Annotated in this window: 18 protein-coding genes and 1 pseudogene; 3 read left to right on the top strand and 16 right to left on the bottom strand. The window is 67.9% G+C overall.

Going from position 1 to position 17,473, the window contains the following annotated elements; genetic code table 11:
• Positions 1 to 39: 39 nt before the first annotated feature.
• Positions 40 to 273, bottom strand: a pseudogene (locus UC35_RS24460) (AAA family ATPase); the annotation flags it as partial.
• Positions 274 to 339: 66 nt separating this feature from the next.
• The gene (locus tag UC35_RS02795; protein ID WP_061495968.1) at positions 340 to 2,121 is read right to left on the bottom strand and encodes a glutamine--tRNA ligase/YqeY domain fusion protein; all 1,782 of its coding nucleotides are present in this window, start codon (positions 2,119 to 2,121) and stop codon (positions 340 to 342) included.
• A gap of 202 nt (positions 2,122 to 2,323) precedes the next feature.
• On the opposite strand from UC35_RS02795, the gene UC35_RS02790 reads away from it, so the two are divergent.
• The gene (locus UC35_RS02790) at positions 2,324 to 2,707 is read left to right on the top strand and encodes a hypothetical protein (RefSeq protein ID WP_061495966.1); all 384 of its coding nucleotides are present in this window, start codon (positions 2,324 to 2,326) and stop codon (positions 2,705 to 2,707) included.
• Between the two features lie 99 nt (positions 2,708 to 2,806).
• On the opposite strand, the gene UC35_RS02785 is transcribed toward UC35_RS02790, so the two are convergent.
• The 7 genes from UC35_RS02785 to UC35_RS24425 form a co-directional block, all read right to left on the bottom strand.
• Positions 2,807 to 3,724, bottom strand: a complete 918-nt coding sequence (locus UC35_RS02785) for a CAP domain-containing protein (protein WP_061495964.1) — start codon at positions 3,722 to 3,724, stop codon at positions 2,807 to 2,809.
• A 257-nt stretch (positions 3,725 to 3,981) separates the two neighbouring features.
• Entirely contained in the window at positions 3,982 to 4,800 is an 819-nt protein-coding gene (locus UC35_RS02780) for a LytR/AlgR family response regulator transcription factor (RefSeq protein ID WP_061495962.1), read from the bottom strand.
• Complete coding sequence (locus UC35_RS02775; RefSeq protein ID WP_061495959.1) at positions 4,797 to 5,834, bottom strand: sensor histidine kinase; 1,038 nt, start codon at positions 5,832 to 5,834, stop codon at positions 4,797 to 4,799. Before UC35_RS02775 ends, UC35_RS02780 begins: the two co-directional genes overlap by 4 nt.
• A gap of 15 nt (positions 5,835 to 5,849) precedes the next feature.
• The gene (locus UC35_RS02770; protein WP_061495957.1) at positions 5,850 to 6,170 is read right to left on the bottom strand and encodes a 2TM domain-containing protein; all 321 of its coding nucleotides are present in this window, start codon (positions 6,168 to 6,170) and stop codon (positions 5,850 to 5,852) included.
• 18 nt (positions 6,171 to 6,188) lie between these two features.
• The gene (locus UC35_RS02765) at positions 6,189 to 7,232 is read right to left on the bottom strand and encodes an alpha/beta hydrolase family protein (RefSeq protein ID WP_227820439.1); all 1,044 of its coding nucleotides are present in this window, start codon (positions 7,230 to 7,232) and stop codon (positions 6,189 to 6,191) included.
• The gene (locus UC35_RS02760) at positions 7,226 to 7,504 is read right to left on the bottom strand and encodes a 2TM domain-containing protein (protein WP_061495953.1); all 279 of its coding nucleotides are present in this window, start codon (positions 7,502 to 7,504) and stop codon (positions 7,226 to 7,228) included. The genes UC35_RS02765 and UC35_RS02760 overlap by 7 nt, the downstream gene beginning before the upstream one ends.
• 29 nt (positions 7,505 to 7,533) lie before the next feature.
• Positions 7,534 to 8,466 carry a DUF6622 family protein gene (locus tag UC35_RS24425; RefSeq protein WP_082792570.1) on the bottom strand — a complete coding sequence of 311 codons (933 nt, stop codon included), beginning with the start codon at positions 8,464 to 8,466 and terminating at the stop codon, positions 7,534 to 7,536.
• 211 nt (positions 8,467 to 8,677) lie between these two features.
• Here UC35_RS24425 and UC35_RS02750 point away from each other — a divergent pair, with 211 nt between their 5' ends.
• Positions 8,678 to 9,502 (top strand): undecaprenyl-diphosphate phosphatase, encoded by an 825-nt coding sequence (locus UC35_RS02750; protein WP_061495952.1) that lies wholly within the window; start codon positions 8,678 to 8,680, stop codon positions 9,500 to 9,502.
• Between the two features lie 11 nt (positions 9,503 to 9,513).
• Here the strand turns inward: UC35_RS02750 and UC35_RS02745 are convergent, their stop codons facing one another.
• The 6 genes from UC35_RS02745 to UC35_RS02720 form a co-directional block, all read right to left on the bottom strand.
• Complete coding sequence (locus UC35_RS02745) at positions 9,514 to 10,269, bottom strand: serine aminopeptidase domain-containing protein (protein ID WP_061495950.1); 756 nt, start codon at positions 10,267 to 10,269, stop codon at positions 9,514 to 9,516.
• Positions 10,270 to 10,377: 108 nt separating this feature from the next.
• Positions 10,378 to 11,187 carry an alpha/beta hydrolase gene (locus UC35_RS02740; RefSeq protein ID WP_061495948.1) on the bottom strand — a complete coding sequence of 270 codons (810 nt, stop codon included), beginning with the start codon at positions 11,185 to 11,187 and terminating at the stop codon, positions 10,378 to 10,380.
• Positions 11,184 to 12,011, bottom strand: coding sequence for a proteasome-type protease (locus tag UC35_RS02735; protein ID WP_061495946.1), 828 nt, complete (start codon positions 12,009 to 12,011; stop codon positions 11,184 to 11,186). Before UC35_RS02735 ends, UC35_RS02740 begins: the two co-directional genes overlap by 4 nt.
• A gap of 9 nt (positions 12,012 to 12,020) precedes the next feature.
• A complete protein-coding gene (gene mutS / locus UC35_RS02730; RefSeq protein ID WP_082792567.1) occupies positions 12,021 to 14,633 on the bottom strand; it encodes a DNA mismatch repair protein MutS in 2,613 nt (870 codons plus the stop codon).
• 100 nt (positions 14,634 to 14,733) lie between these two features.
• A complete protein-coding gene (locus UC35_RS02725; RefSeq protein ID WP_227820438.1) occupies positions 14,734 to 15,360 on the bottom strand; it encodes a flavodoxin family protein in 627 nt (208 codons plus the stop codon).
• Positions 15,361 to 15,368: 8 nt separating this feature from the next.
• Positions 15,369 to 15,866: a DUF2938 domain-containing protein gene (locus UC35_RS02720; protein WP_061495942.1), complete on the bottom strand. Its 498-nt coding sequence runs from the start codon at positions 15,864 to 15,866 to the stop codon at positions 15,369 to 15,371.
• Between the two features lie 77 nt (positions 15,867 to 15,943).
• On the opposite strand from UC35_RS02720, the gene UC35_RS02715 reads away from it, so the two are divergent.
• On the top strand, positions 15,944 to 16,378 hold the full coding sequence (locus UC35_RS02715; RefSeq protein ID WP_061495940.1) for a helix-turn-helix domain-containing protein: 435 nt from the start codon (positions 15,944 to 15,946) through the stop codon (positions 16,376 to 16,378).
• 15 nt (positions 16,379 to 16,393) lie between these two features.
• Here UC35_RS02715 and UC35_RS02710 read toward each other — a convergent pair whose 3' ends face one another.
• Positions 16,394 to 17,467, bottom strand: coding sequence for a mechanosensitive ion channel family protein (locus UC35_RS02710; protein WP_061495938.1), 1,074 nt, complete (start codon positions 17,465 to 17,467; stop codon positions 16,394 to 16,396).
• Between the last annotated feature and the right edge of the window lie 6 nt (positions 17,468 to 17,473).

Genomic DNA, 17,473 nt, shown 5'->3' with positions numbered 1-17,473 from the left:
GTTCGGAGGCAGTGCGAACGCTGTTGCAAGTGCTCCGGTTGGTTTGTCAAACTCGAACTCTAGTTGACATGTTGTGTTCGGCCCGGTGTCCAGAGTGATGTTGTCTGGCAGCCGACTTGAATCTATGGCATTCCTGAAAGCCAAGCGCAATGCTCTCAGGAGATTTGATTTGCCAGAGCTGTTTGTGCCGCAAACTATTGTCGTGGGTGGAGGACGAAACTCAAAGTCATCAAGTGAGCGAAAGTGCCTGATCTTGATTCGCTGTATCTTCACTGTCTCCGTCTCCTCGTTTTTGCTCTTTCTTGTCCACGACGGGAAGTCGTGCGCGCGTATCTTCTTCTACTTTCCCCAAGAATCCTTCATTCCCGCCACCCGGTTGAACACGGTCTTACCCTCGCCATGATCCTTCCGGTCGGCCACAAAGTACCCATGCCTCTCAAACTGGAACTTCTCATCCCCCTTCGCCGACTTCAATGACGGCTCCACATACGCCGTCACCACCTTCAGCGAATCCGGGTTGATCTCCTCCAGGAAATCCTTGTCGCCGGCCCCGGGCTGCGCCGCGGAGAACAGCCGGTCGTAAAGCCGCACTTCGGCCTTCACGCCGTCGGCCACGCCCACCCAGCTGATGTTGCCTTTCACCTTGACGGCGTCGGCGCCGGGGGTGCCGCTCTTGGTGTCGGGCACCAGCTTGGCCTGGACTTCGGTCACGTTGCCGTTGGCGTCCTTGGTGGCGCCGATGCATTCGATGACGTGGCCGTACTTCAGGCGCACCTTGTTGCCGGGAAACAGGCGGAAGAAGCCCTTGGGCGGGGTCTCCTCATAGTCGCTGCGCTCGATCCACAACTCCTTGCCGCACATGAACTCGCGGCGGCCGCGTTCGGGGGCGTGCGGGTGCACGGGGGCGGAGCAGGCATCGAGGAAACCGGCGCCCATGATCTCGTCCCAGTTGGTGATGACCAGCTTCACCGGGTCCAGCACGGCCATGGCGCGGGCGGCCTTGGGGTCCAGGTCGTCGCGCAGGGCCTGTTCCAGCACGCTGTAGTCGATCCAGCTGTCGGCCTTGCTCACGCCGATGCGCTCGGCGAACAGCTGCAGGGCCTCGGGCGTGTAGCCGCGGCGGCGCAGGCCGACGATGGTGGGCATGCGCGGGTCGTCCCAGCCGCTGACGTGTTTCTCATCGACCAGTTGCTTGAGCTTGCGCTTGCTGGTCAGCACGTAGGTCAGGTTCAGGCGGGCGAATTCGTATTGGCGCGGGTGCGGCTGGTTGATCAGGCCGCCTTCGGCCAGGCGGTCGAGCAGCCAGTCGTAGAAGGGGCGCTGGTCTTCGAACTCCAGCGTGCAGATGCTGTGGGTGATGTTCTCCAGCGCGTCCTCGATCGGGTGCGCGTAGGTGTACATCGGGTAGATGCACCACTTGTCGCCGGTGTTGTGGTGCTCGGCGCGCTTGATGCGGTACAGGGCCGGGTCGCGCAGGTTGATATTGGGGCTGGCCATGTCGATCTTGGCGCGCAGCACGGCTGCGCCGTCGGCCAGCTTGCCGTCGCGCATCTCGCGGAAGCGGCTGAGGTTCTCCTCGATCGAGCGGCTGCGGTAGGGGCTGTCGGTGCCCGGACGGCTGAAGTCGCCGCGATTGGCCCGCATCTGTTCGGGCGTCTGCTCGTCCACGTAGGCGTGGCCGGCTTCGATCAGGTACTCGGCGGCGCGGTACATGAAGTCGAAATAGTCACTCGCGTGGTAGTAATGGCTCGTCCCGTTGGCGTCCCAGGAGAAGCCCAGCCACTTCACGGCGTCCAGGATGCCGTCGACGTATTCCTGCTCTTCCTTCTCCGGGTTGGTGTCGTCGAAGCGCATGTGGCAGACACCGTTGTAATCACGCGCCAGTCCGAAGTTCAGGCAGATGCTTTTTGCATGGCCAACATGTAAGTAACCGTTGGGTTCGGGCGGAAAACGTGTGCGGATCTTCGCGGGGTCGGCCTGGCCTTTCAGGTGGTCCGAGGCGTCCGCCGGATGGCCCGCCCAGTGCCGCTGCGCATAGGTGCCCTGCTCCAGGTCGCGCTCAATGATCTGGCGCAGGAAATTGCTGGGCTTGGCGGCGTCTTTTTCGGCGGGGGCATTCATATCGAAACCATTTTAGGGTGGGGCGCTCTAAGCACGGTCGAGCTGCCTCCGCAAGCTCGCCTGCGAACTGCAGAAGGCGACAGATCGTTACGTCCACTAACGGGTTTGCGGGGGAGCGGGGTATTCGCCAAGCCAGCGGCTGCGTTTAATAGGGGCATAGGGCAGATTTCACGGCCCAGCACAACAAATCCGGGAGTCCGTCATGAAGTTCAACCGTTCCCATGCGATCAAGGCTGCCGCCGGCGCCTTGGCGCTGGCAGCAGCGGGCGCCGCCAGCGTCGCCCATGCCGGCGGCAACGTGGCCTTCTCGATCGGCGCCAGCGTCCCTGGCGTGGCCATCGCCGCTACGAATGCTCCGTACTACGGCTACGGCTACGGCCCGGCCGTGGTCGCGCCGGCGCCGGTCTATGTGGCCCCGCCCGTGGTGGTGCGGCCCGCGCCGGTGTACTACCCGGCGCCGGTCTACTACGGCGCGCCGGTCGTGGGCGCCAGCTATTACTACGGCCCGGCCTACTACGGCCGCGGCTACTACGGCGGTAAGGGGCACGGCCACCATCACGGCCACGGTCACGGCCACTGGCGCTGACACGATTTTCCTGTTGCCACGAGAGAGAGGTTCTCCAAGCCTTGGCCCCGCACGGAAGTGTTGGGGCCATTTTTTTTGCCCGGCCCGGGCTCGAAGCGCTTACTGAGATCCGGTCGTGAACCTGAAACTGCTGCTGCCTGCCTGGCCGCCCGCGGTCCAGTTGAGGTTGACGGTGTACTGCGTGTTCGTCGCCAGCGGCACGGGCAGCACGGTGGCCCATCCGCGCGTGAACTGCTGTTCCGGGTCGGGCGTCTGGCCGTCGCCATAGATCACCTGAAGCGCCACCGTGCCCCCTGGGCCGGTGATCCTGGCCATCCCCAGGCGCAAATCATCCGGTCCGCGCACGATGATGGGTTGCCCCCAGCTGGGGTTCTGCTGGCTGGGCAGGGGTGAAGGCGACTCGTTGCGGTTGAAGGCGAGGACGCCGGTTGTCCCTTCGCAGGGGTAGGTGCGAACCGAGGTGACCGCCGGCGGCCTGGCAATGAACGGGAACCCGAACTCCATCGTCAGTCCAACGACGCCCTGGAAGGGCTGCGAATCGATGCCGACATCGCGCGCGCTGTCGATCATGAGTTGGCCGTGATAGGGCGCGGCGAACAGCCGCCGCACCGCGTCCGCCGAGTCTCCCGGCGCGAACAGCGGAAAGCTGATCACTTCGCCGATGCCTGCGCTGGAAGGGTAACCTGCCACAACCGCCCGGTTGGCCGGGTTCACGCCGGTGAAACCGGGCTTGCCGGGCTCTTCCGTGTGCGCGACCAGGTTGTTGAGCACCATGTAGCTCATGTGCGCCGTTGCCGAACGGTCCAGCGCCGCCGACTGCGCCAGCGTTCCGAAACCGCAGTGGTCGCGTTCGGAATTGGTGGTGGTGAAGGCCAATGCCTCCGGACTGCCGGCCGGATAGGTGGTGCCCGGGGCGTTGCCGCCAGAAGCGGGGGGAGTCTCGTCATCGTCACCGCCGCCGCATCCGGCCACGGCCATGACGGTGACCAGAACTGATGCGATGAGCGAGCGATTCATGAGGCTCCCTGCAACTCGCCCCTTCCCCAAAAAAAAGAGGCCCCAGTCCATCGGACTGGGGCCAACATGCTAGTCGCGGGACGGAGGGCCGGACCAGCTCACCCCGGAGGAGGAGGGGACTCAGAGGAGTCGGGGTGATGGACCTGTAGTAGACGCTGTGCCAGCCGCACCCCATGTAGGACAAGACCGACAAGAAATGACAGACAGCTTCCCCAGGGTATGAATCGCAAACCGCTGACCCCCGGGCTCCCCCCGCGCTACATGGCCTTGAACAGATGCGCGTACAGCCGGCTCACGGCGAGCCGCTCACTGCGCCCGCGCAGGCTCAGGTGCAGCTTGCCGGCTTCGTCGCGGTTGACGGCCTCGATCGCCTCGGCGCGCACGACGGTGCCCCGATGGACCTGCCAGAAGCGTTGCGCATCCAGCTGGGGCAGCAGTTCCTTCAGGGGCGTGCGTATCAGGTACTCGTGGCTGGCGGTGAGCACGCGCAGGTACTTGTCGGCCGCTTCGAAGTAGAGAACCTCGTCCACCGGCACCATGCGGATGCTGTTGCCCACGCTCACTTGCAGCACCTTCAGCGACTCATGCGGCGAGGACGGCGAGGATGGCGCGACAGACGCCGCCGGCAAGGCGCCGAGCAGGTGGCGCAGCTGCCCCAGCGTTGCCTCGAAGTCCCCGCTGCCGGCCGCCCGCCGCGACAGTACGTCCTTGATCTTCGCAACCGACTTCGCCAGGCGCTGGGGCTGCACCGGCTTGAGCACGTAGTCGACGGCCTGGGTTTCGAAGGCCTGCACCGCATACTGGTCGTAGGCGGTGATGAAGGCCAGTGCCGGAAAGGGCCGGCCCGGCGGCCACTCGTCGGCCAGCTGCGCGGCGGCTTCGATGCCGCTTTGGCCCGGCATGCGGATGTCGAAGAGCAGGACGTCGGGCTGCAGCGCGAGCGCCTGGGCCGCAGCCGATTCGCCATCGCCCGCGATCCCCAGCACCTGCAGCTCGGGCCAGGCGCGCGCCAGCTCGGCCTGCAGCGCCTGCGCCAGCAGCGGTTCGTCTTCGGCGATCAGGGCGGTCGGGTTCATGCGAGGGGCAGGGTGATCCTGGCATGGGCGCCGTCACCGTCGGTGCGGAACTCCAGGCTGGCGCGCTCGCCGTAGAGTGCTGCCAGCCGCTCGCGCACCTGCGTCAGGCCAAAGCCCGCGCCAGCAGTCGAAGCGCCCTGGCCCTCGCCCGCGCCGGTGTCGGCGACCTCGAGCACGAGCAGGTCACCGCTCGTGCATGCGCAGATCATGATCTGCCCGCCGCCGACCTTCGGCTCCAGGCCGTGCTTGATGCTGTTCTCCACCAGGGGCTGCAGCAGCAGGGCCGGCACGCGGGTCTGCGCCAGCGCCTTCGGCAGGGCCATCTCGTACCCCAGGCGCGGGCCCATGCGGATCGCCATCAGCTCCAGGTAATCGCGCAGCCGGTCGAACTCGGCCTGCAAAGGATGCGTGGTGGCGCGCGAGGCGTCCAGCGTGGCGCGCAGGTAGGCGATCATGTGGTCCAGCATCTCCTGGGCGCGCTGCGGGTCCACGCCGATCAGCGCGCGCAGGTTGGCCAGGGTGTTGAACAGCATGTGCGGCTCGAGCTGGGTCTCCAGCAGCTTCAGCCGGGCCTCGTCGGCGTGCTTGCGCGCCTCGCCCATCTTGCGCTGCAGGTAGTGGCTCTTGTTGATGCTGTAGAAGTAGTAGCTGCCCACCACGCCGGCGATCAGCGTGATGAGGAACGAAATCCGGAACTCGGCCGCCCGGTCCACCGGCGGGCCGGTGTACAGGCTGAAAGTGCGGCAGATGAGGTCGCCCAGGTAGCTGCCGGTGAAGAAGCCGGCGACGATCGCGGCCACCGGCAGCAGCAGGCCCGTCATGCCCTGGGGCCAGCCGGTTTCGATCGCCGACGGGAACAGGTGACGGCCCAGGTCGATCATGGCCCAGATCGACAGGCCGATGGCCAGCGAATACATCACCGAAGGCATGTAGGCGCTGTTGGGCATGAACGCGAACTGGATGGTGGCCACCGCCAGGCAGAAGGCGGCGGTCTGCAGCAGGTTCTGCAGCTTGTTGATCCAGTTGATGTTCATCGGGCGCCCGGGTCCCTATCGGTCGCGCATGCGCTCCTGCTCGCGCAGCAGCCGCTCGCGTTCCTTCTGCACCATGCGTTCGCGCAGGCCGCTGCCGCGGCCCAGCACGAACACCGAGATGCCATGCAGCGCCAGGCCGAGGCCCCAGCCCAGCACGGGGGCCATGCTCCAGCGGCGCGTTCCGAACAACTGGTCGGACATCGCGAACAAGGTGAGGTTCACGGCCACATAGACAGCGGCATGGAAGTACCAGCCGATCTTGGCGCCGGCGCGCTTGCGCGCCAGGCGCTCGATCTCTTCCGGCGACAACTGCGACTGCGGCGACTGCTGGGGCATATCAGGTTCATTCTAGGGTCAGGGCAGCAGATGCCTGCGCATGAAGGCCACGATCCTGGCGTCCACCTCGGGCAGCACCGAGCGGTCGAAGCCCGGCGGGTCGCCCAGCAGGTCCTGCGCGATCTCCCCCAGCACGTGCGGCGGCGGCGGGGGCGACAGCAGCGCGCCGTGGCCGGCGGCGGGCAGGTGCGCGACCAGCTCGCAGCGCGGAGCGCAGGCGGCCAGGATGGCGTCGCTGTGGAAGCGCGGCACCAGCCACTTGTCCCGGCCGGCCGTCACCAGGCCCAGCGGCACCTGGGGCGTGGCCAGCGAGGCGGCGTCGAAGTCGGCGGCGAAGGGCACGCCGGCGACGATGACGCGGATGCGCGGGTCCGTGTGGACGTACCAGGTGTCGTCGTCGAAGCGGTGGCGGATGACGTTCAGCGCCAAGCCCTTCTTCAGGTCGTCGAGGAAGTCGCCGCGCAGCCGGGTGGCCAGGCCCACGCACGAGGCGAAGTCGTTAGCAATGTCGGCTTCGCAGTGGCGGCGGAACTGCCCGGGCGACCAGCGGCCGCCGGCCAGCGTCAGCGCCGTGTGCCCGCCGGCCGACATGCCGTACATGCCGACCTGCTCGAACGAGACGATCGCCGCAAAGCGCGGGTCGGCGGCGACGGCGTCGATGGCGCGCGAGACCTCGGCGGGGCGGATCTTCCAGCTCTCGGGGCCGGGCGTGGAAGGGTCCTGCGCGTTGTCCCCCTGGTGGCGCGGCAGGGCCACGACGAAGCCCGCGTTCACCAGCGCGCGGGCCAGGTCCGAATGCACCCAGGCGTTACCGCCCGAGCCGTGCGAGATGACCACCAGCCGGCCGTTGCCGCGGGCGGGCGGCGCATCGGGGGCCAGCTTCAGCTCGAAGGGGCCGCGCTTCACGGACTGCTCGGGCGCGGCTGTGGGATAGAACACCGTGACCGGCCCGTCGGCCCCGACGGGCTTGAGCTGCGTGAGGCCGACGTTGGCTTGCGCCCAGGTGGCGGCGAGGGCCAGGAGGGTGGTGAGGCAGTGCCGCAGCATGGCGGGCCTCACCATGGATCCCGTTGCAGGGCCAGGCGCTCGCGTTCGCGCGCCACCAGCTTGTCGTGCAGGCCGCCGCTGCCAGCCACCAGGAACACCACCACGCCGTGGATGGCCAGCCCCAGGCCCCAGCCGAGCGCGGGGAAGACGACCCAGCCGCGGCCGCTCGCCGCGGCGATGGCCGCCAGCGTCAGGTTGACGGCGAGGTAGACGCCGGCGTGGATGTACCAGCCCATCTTGGCGCCGGCGCGCTTGCGGGCAATGCGTTCGATTTGCTGCGAGTCCATGGTGAGCTCCTTGCGTGTGAATTTCGATATCAGGCGGCGAAGGCCGGAACGGGTGCGGCGGCGGGCCGCAGCGCCAGGCGGGCCAGCTGGGCGGCGCGGCCGGCGAACAGGCCGCTGAAGACGCCGTAGAGGGCGGCGGTCGCGATGGCGATGTCGGCGTCGGCCTTCAGTTCCGGGTGCAGCGCCAGGCTGGCATTGACCACGTAGCGCGTCAGGAACACCGCGAGGATCAGGGCCATCGGCACCCAACTGCCCGGCAGGAAGAACTGGCGCGTCGCAGCGTCGTAGCGCACGCCGGCGGCCGGGCCGGTGCGCAGCAATGCAAAGGCAACGACAGTGCCGGACATGAGCCAGGCGGCGGCGACGGCGGGGGTGGCGCCAAAGGCCGAGACCATGCCGAAGATCGCGTAGCCGCCCATGGCGATGGGGAGCAACAGGATGCGCGCGAGGCCGGCTTGGCGGTCACGTGCCTGCGAGAAGCCCAGCACCAGCAGCGCGGCGAGCAGGCCCCAGACCCAGCCGGGCGTGTGCGAGAGGACCAGGCCGATCGTGCCGATCGAGGGGAACAGGCCCCAGACGAACTTGCCGAGCGTGCGGTTGGGCAGCAGGGTGAACGCGCCGGCCGCCACGCAGGCGCCCCAGTAGAGGCGCTGCATGATCTGGCGGTGCTTGGCGATGTTGCCCTGGGCCAGGTGGCGGAAGGACGCGAACAACCCCAGCAGCGTCGCCGGCACCAGCAGGTGGATCGGCGAGAAGCCGGCGATGTTGGGCAGTCCCGACACGTGGATGAACAGGGCCGACACGGCCGTGATCACCATCAGGGTGACCCAGGCGTAGCCAAAAGCCCGGTGCAGGCGCGGGCGCTGCGTCGCTCCCTTGCGGGCCCACAGCGCGACGGGACCGATGGCCAGCGCGCCGATGGCGGCGGTCAGGTGGATGGCGATTTCGGGGGCGAGCGGCATGGCGGGTCTCCAGGCGGTGGGTCGTTGGGACGCACTGTGGCGACCGCGCCGGGCAGCGGCGAGGGCCATGGGACGAAACGCAGGAAACGGACCGCCAGATGAACGCGCCGCGGCGTGAAATGCTTCGCCGGATCCCGCTTCCAGAACGCCTGCGGCTCAGGCGGAAGAGGCGCGGGCGCGATAATCCGCGCTCTGCAATGAAGGAGCGCAATTGGAATTCCTGCTGCTGGCCAAGGCCGCGGTGATGGGCGTGGTGGAGGGACTGACCGAGTTCCTTCCGATCTCCAGCACCGGACACCTCATCCTGGCCGGTTCGCTGCTCGGCTTCGATGACGAGAAGGCGAAAGTGTTCGATATCGCGATCCAGACCGGCGCCATCCTCGCCGTCATCATCGTGTACTGGCAAAAGATCCGCGACACCCTGGTGGCGCTGCCCACGCAGGCCAAGGCGCGGCGCTTCGTGATCAACGTGCTGATCGCCTTCCTGCCAGCCGTGGTCCTGGGCCTGCTGTTCGGCAAGGCGATCAAGGCCAACCTTTTCACCCCGGCCGTGGTCGCCACGACCTTCATCCTCGGGGGCTTCGTGATCCTGTGGGCGGAGCGGCGTCCGCCCTCGGCGGTGCGCATCGCCGACGTCGACGAGATGCGCTGGCAGGATGCGCTGAAGGTCGGGCTCGCCCAGTGCTTCGCCATGATCCCAGGCACCAGCCGCAGCGGCGCCACCATCATCGGCGCCATGCTGTTCGGCCTTTCGCGCAAGGCGGCCACCGACTTTTCCTTCTACCTGGCCATCCCCACGCTGATCGGCGCCGGCGCCTACAGCCTGTACAAGGAACGGGCGCTGCTGTCGATGGCGGACCTGCCGCTGTTCTCGGTGGGGCTGGTGTTCTCCTTCCTGAGTGCGTGGCTGTGCGTGCGCTGGCTGCTGCGCTACATCTCCACCCACAGCTTCACGCCCTTCGCCTGGTACCGCATTGCCTTCGGCATCGTGGTGTTGGCCACGGCGTGGTCCGGCGTCGTTCAGTGGGCGGAGTGATCCGCGGTTGATCAGCGGCTTCGCGCCATGGCGTGCGGCTGCCAGCTGCCCTCGGGTTGCGCCAGCCGGTCCGCGATGATGCGCAGCACCTGCGGGTGCGACACGATGCCCAGGTGGCTGGCGTGCACCTCCACGCTTTCGGAGCGCAGGGTCCGCCGCTCCAGGCAGCCGCGCCAGGACACGATGCCGTCGCTGCGGCTGTAGATCGAGGTGGTCGGCACGGGTGGGCACTCGCGGATGCGCGCCTCCACATGCGGCTCCAGTTGCGCCTTGTCGTGATTGAGCAGCTTGAACACGGTGCCGGCATGGTTGCCCTGCGCCAGCGCGGCGAAGGGCGTGGCCAGCGTGATCACCTGCCGCACCATCTCCGGCCTGCGCTTGGCGAGTTCGCGGGCGTACACGCCGCCCAGACTCCAGCCGATCAGGCTGACCTTGCGCTGGTGCCGCGCATGCAGGCGCTCCAGGCGCTCCTCCAGGCGCAGCAGCCATTCGTCGAAGCTGCCCTCCGGCCCAGTGTTGACGCCGCCGCCCCAGTCGTGGACGGTGAAACCTGAGTCCTTCAGGTAACGGCGCAGGTGGGCCGTGGTGAGCGCGCCGGCGCCCAGGCCCGGGTAGACGACGACCGGGTGGCCGTCGCCGACCACGTCGGCCCGTGGCCCGACCCGGGCGGCGGTGTAGTCGAACAAGGCGCGCAGGGGCTCGGCCGCGAGCAGCGACAGCGACGGCGGACGGAATGCGGGTGTCTGAAAGACGTGCGTGGTAGCCATGGGTTCACTGTCTCAAACGGCCCGGTGCGGCGTCTGTAGGGCATCGGTAGAGGTGCCCTGTAGGACACCACCAACAAAGGACGCACCTGATTGGGGCCCCGTTGGGGCCTATTGGGGGAACTCGTAGCCTCGCAAAGCGGCCTCGATGGCCGCGGCTGTAGCCAGTGGTTTCTCCATGGGGAACAAATGACTGCCATCGAGCATCATGATTCGGTCTTCGGTGACCTGCCTGCTCATGGCCATGCCCACTTGCTGGAGTTCCTCCGAAGCCAGGCCGCCGATGAATGCCGCCGGGCATTGCAAGGGGTGCCGCAGCAGCAGGCGGTCCAGGTTGTGGGGCAGGGTGTTGTAGATGGCGGTTTCCACGTCGCGGTCGAAACTGAGGACCCGCTCGCCGTCGTCATCCTCGGTGCAGCGCGCGACGTAGTCGCGCAGCACCTGTTCGTCCCACTGGGCAAAGGCCTTCTTGTGGCGGAAGTGCTCGAAGGCGTCCTCGACCGAGGGCCAGCGGTTCTTGCGCCGGCGGCTCACGCGGCCCGGCGACACCGAGCCCACGAGCTGGGTCTGCTTCATCGCGGCCAGGGCGGCGGCCTTCCAGCCCCCCAGCAGGGGCGAATCGAGCAGCAGCACGCCGCGCGCCAGCTTGGGATGTCGCGCCGCGCACATCAGGCTCAGGAACCCGCCGAGCGAATGGCCCACCAGGAAGGCGGGTTCACCGTGCTTGCCGACTTCGCGCTCGGCGAAATCCTGCAGCTGCTCGACCAGGTGCGGCCAGTTGCTGGTGACGGGATAGCGCGCATCGTGGCCGAACTTGTCCACCGCCTTCACGGTGAAGCCGCGGGCGCGCAGGTGCTTGAACAGCACCGTGTAGGTGGCCGCCGGGAAGCTGTTGGCGTGCGAGAAAACAATCAGGCTCAAATGAGCCTCTCATCCGGCCGCGTGATCTTCTTGATCGGCCGGGCGCGGGCGTTGTCGACCTTCAGCGGGACCTCGGTGGGCGCATCGCTCCACTGCGGATCCTCCAGGCTGTCGAACACCTCGCGCAGCTTCTGGCCCCAGCTGGAGTGCAGCATGCGGAAGTAGGGGTTCTGCATGTCGATGCAGACGACCTTGTCGCTCTGGAAGGTGTCGGCCTCGTACACCACCAGGTCCAGCGGCGGTCCCACCGACAGGTTGGACTTCATGGTCGAATCCATGGACACCAGCGCGCACTTGGCGGCCTCGTTCAGCCCGGTCTCGGGCGTGATGACGCGGTCGAGCACCGGCTTGCCGTACTTGTATTCGCCGACCTGGAAGTAGGGCGTCTCCATGGTCGCTTCGATGAAGTTGCCGGCCGAATACACCTGGAACAGCCGCATGTTCTCGCCGCGGATCTGGCCGCCGAAGATCAGGTTCACGTTGAACTCGACGCCGGCATGCTGCAGCGCCTCCGCATCGCGGTCGTACACATGGCGCACCGCGTTGCCGAGCACCCGAGCGGCATCGAACATGCTCTTGACGTTCCAGATCGTCATGGCCTCGGAGCCGTCGCCTTCCTTGAGCTGTTCGACCTGCAGGATCTCGCGCACCGACTGGGCGATGCTCAGGTTGCCCGCCGCCAGCAGCACCATGAAGCGGTCGCCGGGCCGTTCGTAGACGATGATCTTGCGGAAGGTGCTGATGTTGTCCACGCCCGCGTTGGTGCGCGAGTCGGACAGGAATACCAGCCCCGCATTGAGTTTGATGCCGACGCAGTAGGTCATGGTCTTCTCCTATCCATCTCCCAGCTTCTTCTTGAGCGCGTAGAGCGCATCCAGCGCTTCGCGCGGGCTCAGCGCATCCGGATCCAGCGCCGCCACCGCGGCTTCGACGGCACTGGGGGCGGGCGCTTCGGCCGCCGGCGGCGGCGCGAACAAGTCTACCTGCTCGCGGCTGAGCAACTGCTGGTTTTCCAGCGACGACAGCGCGTGCCGGGCGTGGTTGACCACGCCGGCCGGCATGCCCGCCAGGCGGGCCACCTGGATGCCGTAGCTGCGGCTGGCGGGCCCGGGCTGGATCTCGTGCAGGAACACGATGTCGGCGCCGGACTCCACCGCGCTCACGTGCACGTTCAGCGCGGCGTGGTGCCTGGCCGGGAACTCGGTGAGCTCGAAGTAGTGGGTGGCGAACAGCGTGAAGGCCTGCGTCCTGTCGTGCAGGTGGGCGGCGATGCCCGACGCCAGCGCCAGGCCGTCGAAGGTGGAGGTGCCGCGGCCGATCTCGTCCATCAGCACCAGCGACTGCGGCGTGGCCGCGTGCAGGATCTGCGCGGCCTCGGTCATCTCCAGCATGAAGGTGGACTGGGCGTTTGCCAGGTCGTCGGCGGCGCCGATGCGTGTGTGGATGGCATCCATGGGCCCGAGCCGGCAGGCCTGCGCCGGCACATAGGCGCCCATGGCCGCCAGCAGGCAGATCAGTGCCACCTGGCGCATGTAGGTGGACTTGCCGCCCATGTTAGGGCCGGTGATCACCTGCATGCGCTGCTTCGGTCCCAGGCGCGTGTCGTTGGCGATGAAGGCGCTGCCGGAGGTCTCGGCCAGGCGTGCCTCCACCACCGGATGCCGGCCCTGGGCGATCTCGATGGCTGGCTCCTTGATGAATTCGGGGCGGCACCAGTTCAGGGTGAGCGAGCGTTCGGCCAGCGCGCCCAGCGCGTCGAGCGCGGACAGGGCGCGCGCCAGCCGGGTGAGCGCGGGCACGTGCGCCTGCAACTCGTCCAGCAGGCGCTCGAACAGCCACTTCTCGCGCGCAAGTGCCCGGTCCTGCGCCGACAACGCCTTGTCCTCGAACGCCTTGAGCTCGGGCGTGATGAAGCGCTCGGCGTTCTTGAGGGTCTGGCGGCGGCGGTAGTCTGCCGGCACCTTGTCCAGCTGGCCCTGCGTGACCTCGATGTAGAAGCCGTGCACCTTGTTGTACTGCACGCGCAAGTTGGCGATGCCGGTGCGCGCCTTCTCCCGCGTTTCCAGCTCCAGCAGGAAGCCGTCGCAGTTGTCCTGGATCTCGCGCAGCTCGTCCAGTTCGGCGTCGTGCCCGGTGGCGATCACGCCGCCGTCGCGCACCAGCGCGGCCGGTTCCTCCAGCAGGGTCTGGGCGAGCAGGCCGGCACAGCCGGCGGGAGGCGCAAGCTGCTCCCGGACTTCGGCCAGCAGGCCTTCGAGGCCTTGCAGCCGCTGCGACAGCGCCGCCGCCTTCGCCAGCGACTGGCGCAGCCCCACCAGCTCGCGCGGGCGCACCTGCCGCAGGGCGATCCGCGCCGTGATGCGCTCGACGTCGCTGCACCCCTTGAGTTCGCCGCGTAGCGTTTCAAGCAGGCGGTCCACTCCCTCTCCCCCCCGGGGAGAGGGTTGGAGTGAGGGGCGCTCCCCCCGCAACACCCCAATCGCCTCATGCCGGCGCACAGCCTGCGAGCGATCGCGGCGCGGCTCCAGCAGCCACCCCTTGAGCTGCCGGCTGCCCATCCCGGTCATGCAGGTGTCCAGCAGCGAAAACAGCGTGGGCGAATCTTCGCCGCGCAGCGTCTGCACCAGCTCCAGGTTGCGCCGGGTGGTGACGGGCAGGTCGATCAGCTCGTCGTCGCGCTGGACCTGGAGGTCCTGCACGTGAGAAAGCGCCCGGCCCTGTGTGTGCTCGGCGTACGCCAGCAGGGCGGCGGCGGCCGCATGCGCCTGCGCCAGGTCGTCGGCGCGCCAGGCCGCCAACGTGGCGCTGCCCAATTGCTCCAGCAGCTTGCGCAGGCCCAGGCCGGCATCGAACTGGAACTGCGGCCGCTGCGTCAGCGACAGCGAGGCTGCCATCCGCAGCGCCTTGAGCCGCTGCTCGAAGGCCGGGGTGACCTCGGCGCTGAAGAGAAGCTCGCTCGGGCCAATGCGGGCGACCCAGGATTCGAGCTCGTCCCCCGCGCATTCGGCCAAATGGAGCGCGCCCTGCGTGACGCTGAGCCAGGCCAGCCCCAGCCGATGCCGCGAGCCCTGGTGCACGGCCAGCAGCATCGCCTCGGCCTTGTCGTTCATCAGCTCGGTGTCGGTCAGGGTGCCGGGCGTGACCACGCGCACCACCTTGCGCTCCACCGGGCCCTTGGAGGCCGCGACCTCGCCCACCTGCTCGCAGATCGCCACCGACTCGCCCTGCTTGATCAGGCGGGCGAGGTAGCCCTCGACCGAGTGGAAGGGCACGCCGGCCATCACCACCGGCTCGCCGGCCGAGTTGCCCCGCTTCGTCAGGGTGATGTCCAGCAGGCGCGCGGCCTTCTCGGCGTCGCTGTAGAACAGTTCGTAGAAGTCGCCCATGCGGTAGAACACGAGCGTGTCGGGGTGCTGCGACTTGATGGCGAGGTACTGCGCCATCATGGGTGTATGGGCGCTCAGGTCGGGTTTGGCAGCTGCGGCTGGATTCGGCACCGAGCGATTATCCGGTCTCCCGCGTCGCCATTCGGGCGCCGGAAGGGAATCATCGCGCCACCTCCGCTTCTTCCACGCAGGACATGCACACCAGGGCTTTCGCGACGTTGACCCCGAACATGCGCGCCGTCTTGAGGTCGCCAGGCGCGAACGCGCTGCCGCCAGGCGCGGAGTGGCCGGCTTGCGCCATCAAGCCCGACCAGGAGCCCAGCCGGTTGGCCGCCTCGTCGTAGGGCACGCCTGCGTGCTGCTCGGGCAGGATCGCGTTGCCGACCCAGAACATGCCATGTTGCATGGCGAAGACGAACAAGGCGGTGAGCGTCGATTGCTTGTCGCCTGCGGGAAGCGCGGAAACCGTGAATCCCGACGCCAGCTTGCCTTTGAGCGAGTGGGTCTTCCAGAGCCGGCCCGTCGCGTCCATGAAGGACTTGAACGTGCCGGAGACGCCTCCCAGGTAGGTCGGTGATCCGAAGACGAAACCGTCGAAGGCCAGGAGCCGTTCGGGCGCCGGGCTCAGGTCTTCGGCCTTCAGCAGTTGCGCGTGCACGCCCGGCACGCAGCGGGCGCCTTCGACGATGAGCTCAGCGATACGCTCGGTGTTGCCGTGGGCGCTGTGGTAGATGACTGCGAGGTTCTTCACTGCGGGGTCCTTTTTTTGACGATGGATCTCGTTCATGGGCGTCCTCATCGCGAGATCCAGGCGACGAGGAGCGCTGTTAGATAGAGGCCAAGGCCGAAGACGGCGTGGTTGGCGAGGCTTCTGGCGCGGTTCCTGGCGGGCGACGGCGTTTTGGCGGAGGCGATGCCGGCGCCCATGGCGGGCTGCATCACGAGCCAGGGGACGGCGACCGTGGCCACGCCCACGCTGAGCGCGGGCAACAGGGAGGGGCCGCGGGCCCACTCGGAGCCCTCGATGGCGACCAGCAGGGCGGCGAAGGCCACGCCGGTGGCGTAGTGGAACAGCCAACCGAGCGCGAGCTCGCCCTTCACGGGGGCCGCCTTGGCGATCGCCTCGTGCGCGAAGACGCCCCGGCGCCAGTGGCCCGCCCAGCGGCCGATCATGGCGAAGTTGAGCGTCGGCACGCCCAGGCGGTGGAGCAGCAGCAGCCAAAGGTCCATGGTCGCCGTTGCGCCGACGCCGATGGCGCAGACGCGAGCGATGTCTTCGGGATCGAGGTTCATGGGCTTCCTATTGACGAGGGACGGTAGGGGCGTCACTATGCAAGTTCAAGTTGACTTGAGGTCAAGGGGTTTTTTCGATGGACATCGCGGAAGTCGCCAAACGGTCGGGCGTTCCCGCCTCAGCCTTGCGGTTCTACGAGGAGAAGGGACTGATCGCCTCGACGGGGCGAGCCGGCTTGCGCAGGACTTTCGCCGCCGGCGTGCTGGACCGGCTGTCGCTGATCGCGCTCGGCCGGGCCGCCGGCTTCTCGCTCGATGAGATCAAGGGCATGTTCGCGGCGGACGGCCGCGCCAACATCGACCGCCGCGCCCTGGCAGGCAAGGCGGACGATATTGACGCAACGATCAGGCGGCTGCAGGCGCTGAGCAGCGGCTTGCGCCATGCCGCCGTGTGTCCGGCGCCCAATCACTCCGAATGCCCGACCTTCAAGCGCCTGCTGCGCGCGGCCGGAGCGGGCAAGCTCAGCGTGCCGGCGAAGAAGCCTGCGGGTCCTCGCCGCCCCGCAGGCTGATCGACGACGCGCCGGCTAGGGCGGGGGCGAACTCGCGTCGCCTTGGCGGCGGTCATCCACCCGCACGCGCGGCAGGCAATGCGGCAACTCGCGGGCCAGGAAGGCGAGCATTTGCTCGCGCATTTGGCAGCGCAGGTCCCACAGCTGGCCGGAGTCGGTGGCCGACATCAGGACGCGGACTTCCAGCGAACGCTCGGTCATGTTCTGAACCTGCACCGCGAAGCCCTTGCGGTCCCAGTGGGGCGAGGCTTCCACGATCTTCCGCGCCTGCGCCCGCAGCACGTCGATGGGCGTGGCGTGATCCACATGCAGGATCACCGTGCCGTACAGGTCCGAGCCGGTCCGGGTCCAGTTCTCGAACGGGTTCTCGATGAACCAGTTCAACGGGATGATGAGGCGCCGCTCGTCCCAGATGCGCAGCACCACGTAGGTGCCGGTGATTTCCTCCACGGTGCCCCATTCGCCCTTGATGATCAGCACGTCGCCCATGCGGATCGGCTGCGTCACGGCGATCTGCATGCCGGCGAACAGGTTGCTGAAGATCGGCCGCGCTGCCAGGCCGGCCACGACGCCGAGCACGCCCGCCGAGGCCAGCAGGCTGGTGCCGACGGCCCGGGCGGCCGGAAAGGTCATGAGCGCGATGGCCGCGCCCGCGATGCCGATCAGCACCATGGCGCTGCGCGAGAGCACGCGCGCCTGCGTTTCGATGCGCCGCGCACGCAGGTTGTCGCGCGACTCGGTGGAATGCCGCTTGATCAGGCCCTGGGCCAGGCCCGAGACCGCCGCCATTGCCAGCCAGGTGAGCGCGGCGATCATCAGCACCGCGTTGGCATGGCGCACCGCCGGCATGCGCGGGAACAGCGAAGACGGCAAAGCCTCCCAGACGGCCTGCAGCGCGATCAGCGGCATGGCGAAGCCGGCAGAGGCCTCGGTGGCCACCAGGACCGAGTGGATGACGGGAGCAAAAGTGAAGGTGCGGCGCAGCAGGCCGCCTCCCACGTAGTGCACGATGAGCGCGCTGACCACCGCGATCAGCGCGAGGATGATCGCTGCCGTCCAGGGATCCTGGTACAGCAGCTCCCTGAGCATGGCCGG

This window comes from Ramlibacter tataouinensis (assembly GCF_001580455.1).
Lineage (GTDB): Bacteria > Pseudomonadota > Gammaproteobacteria > Burkholderiales > Burkholderiaceae_C > Ramlibacter > Ramlibacter tataouinensis_B.
Note: the sequence above shows the minus strand (reverse complement) of the source record. Positions and strands in the feature narration are given on the sequence as shown.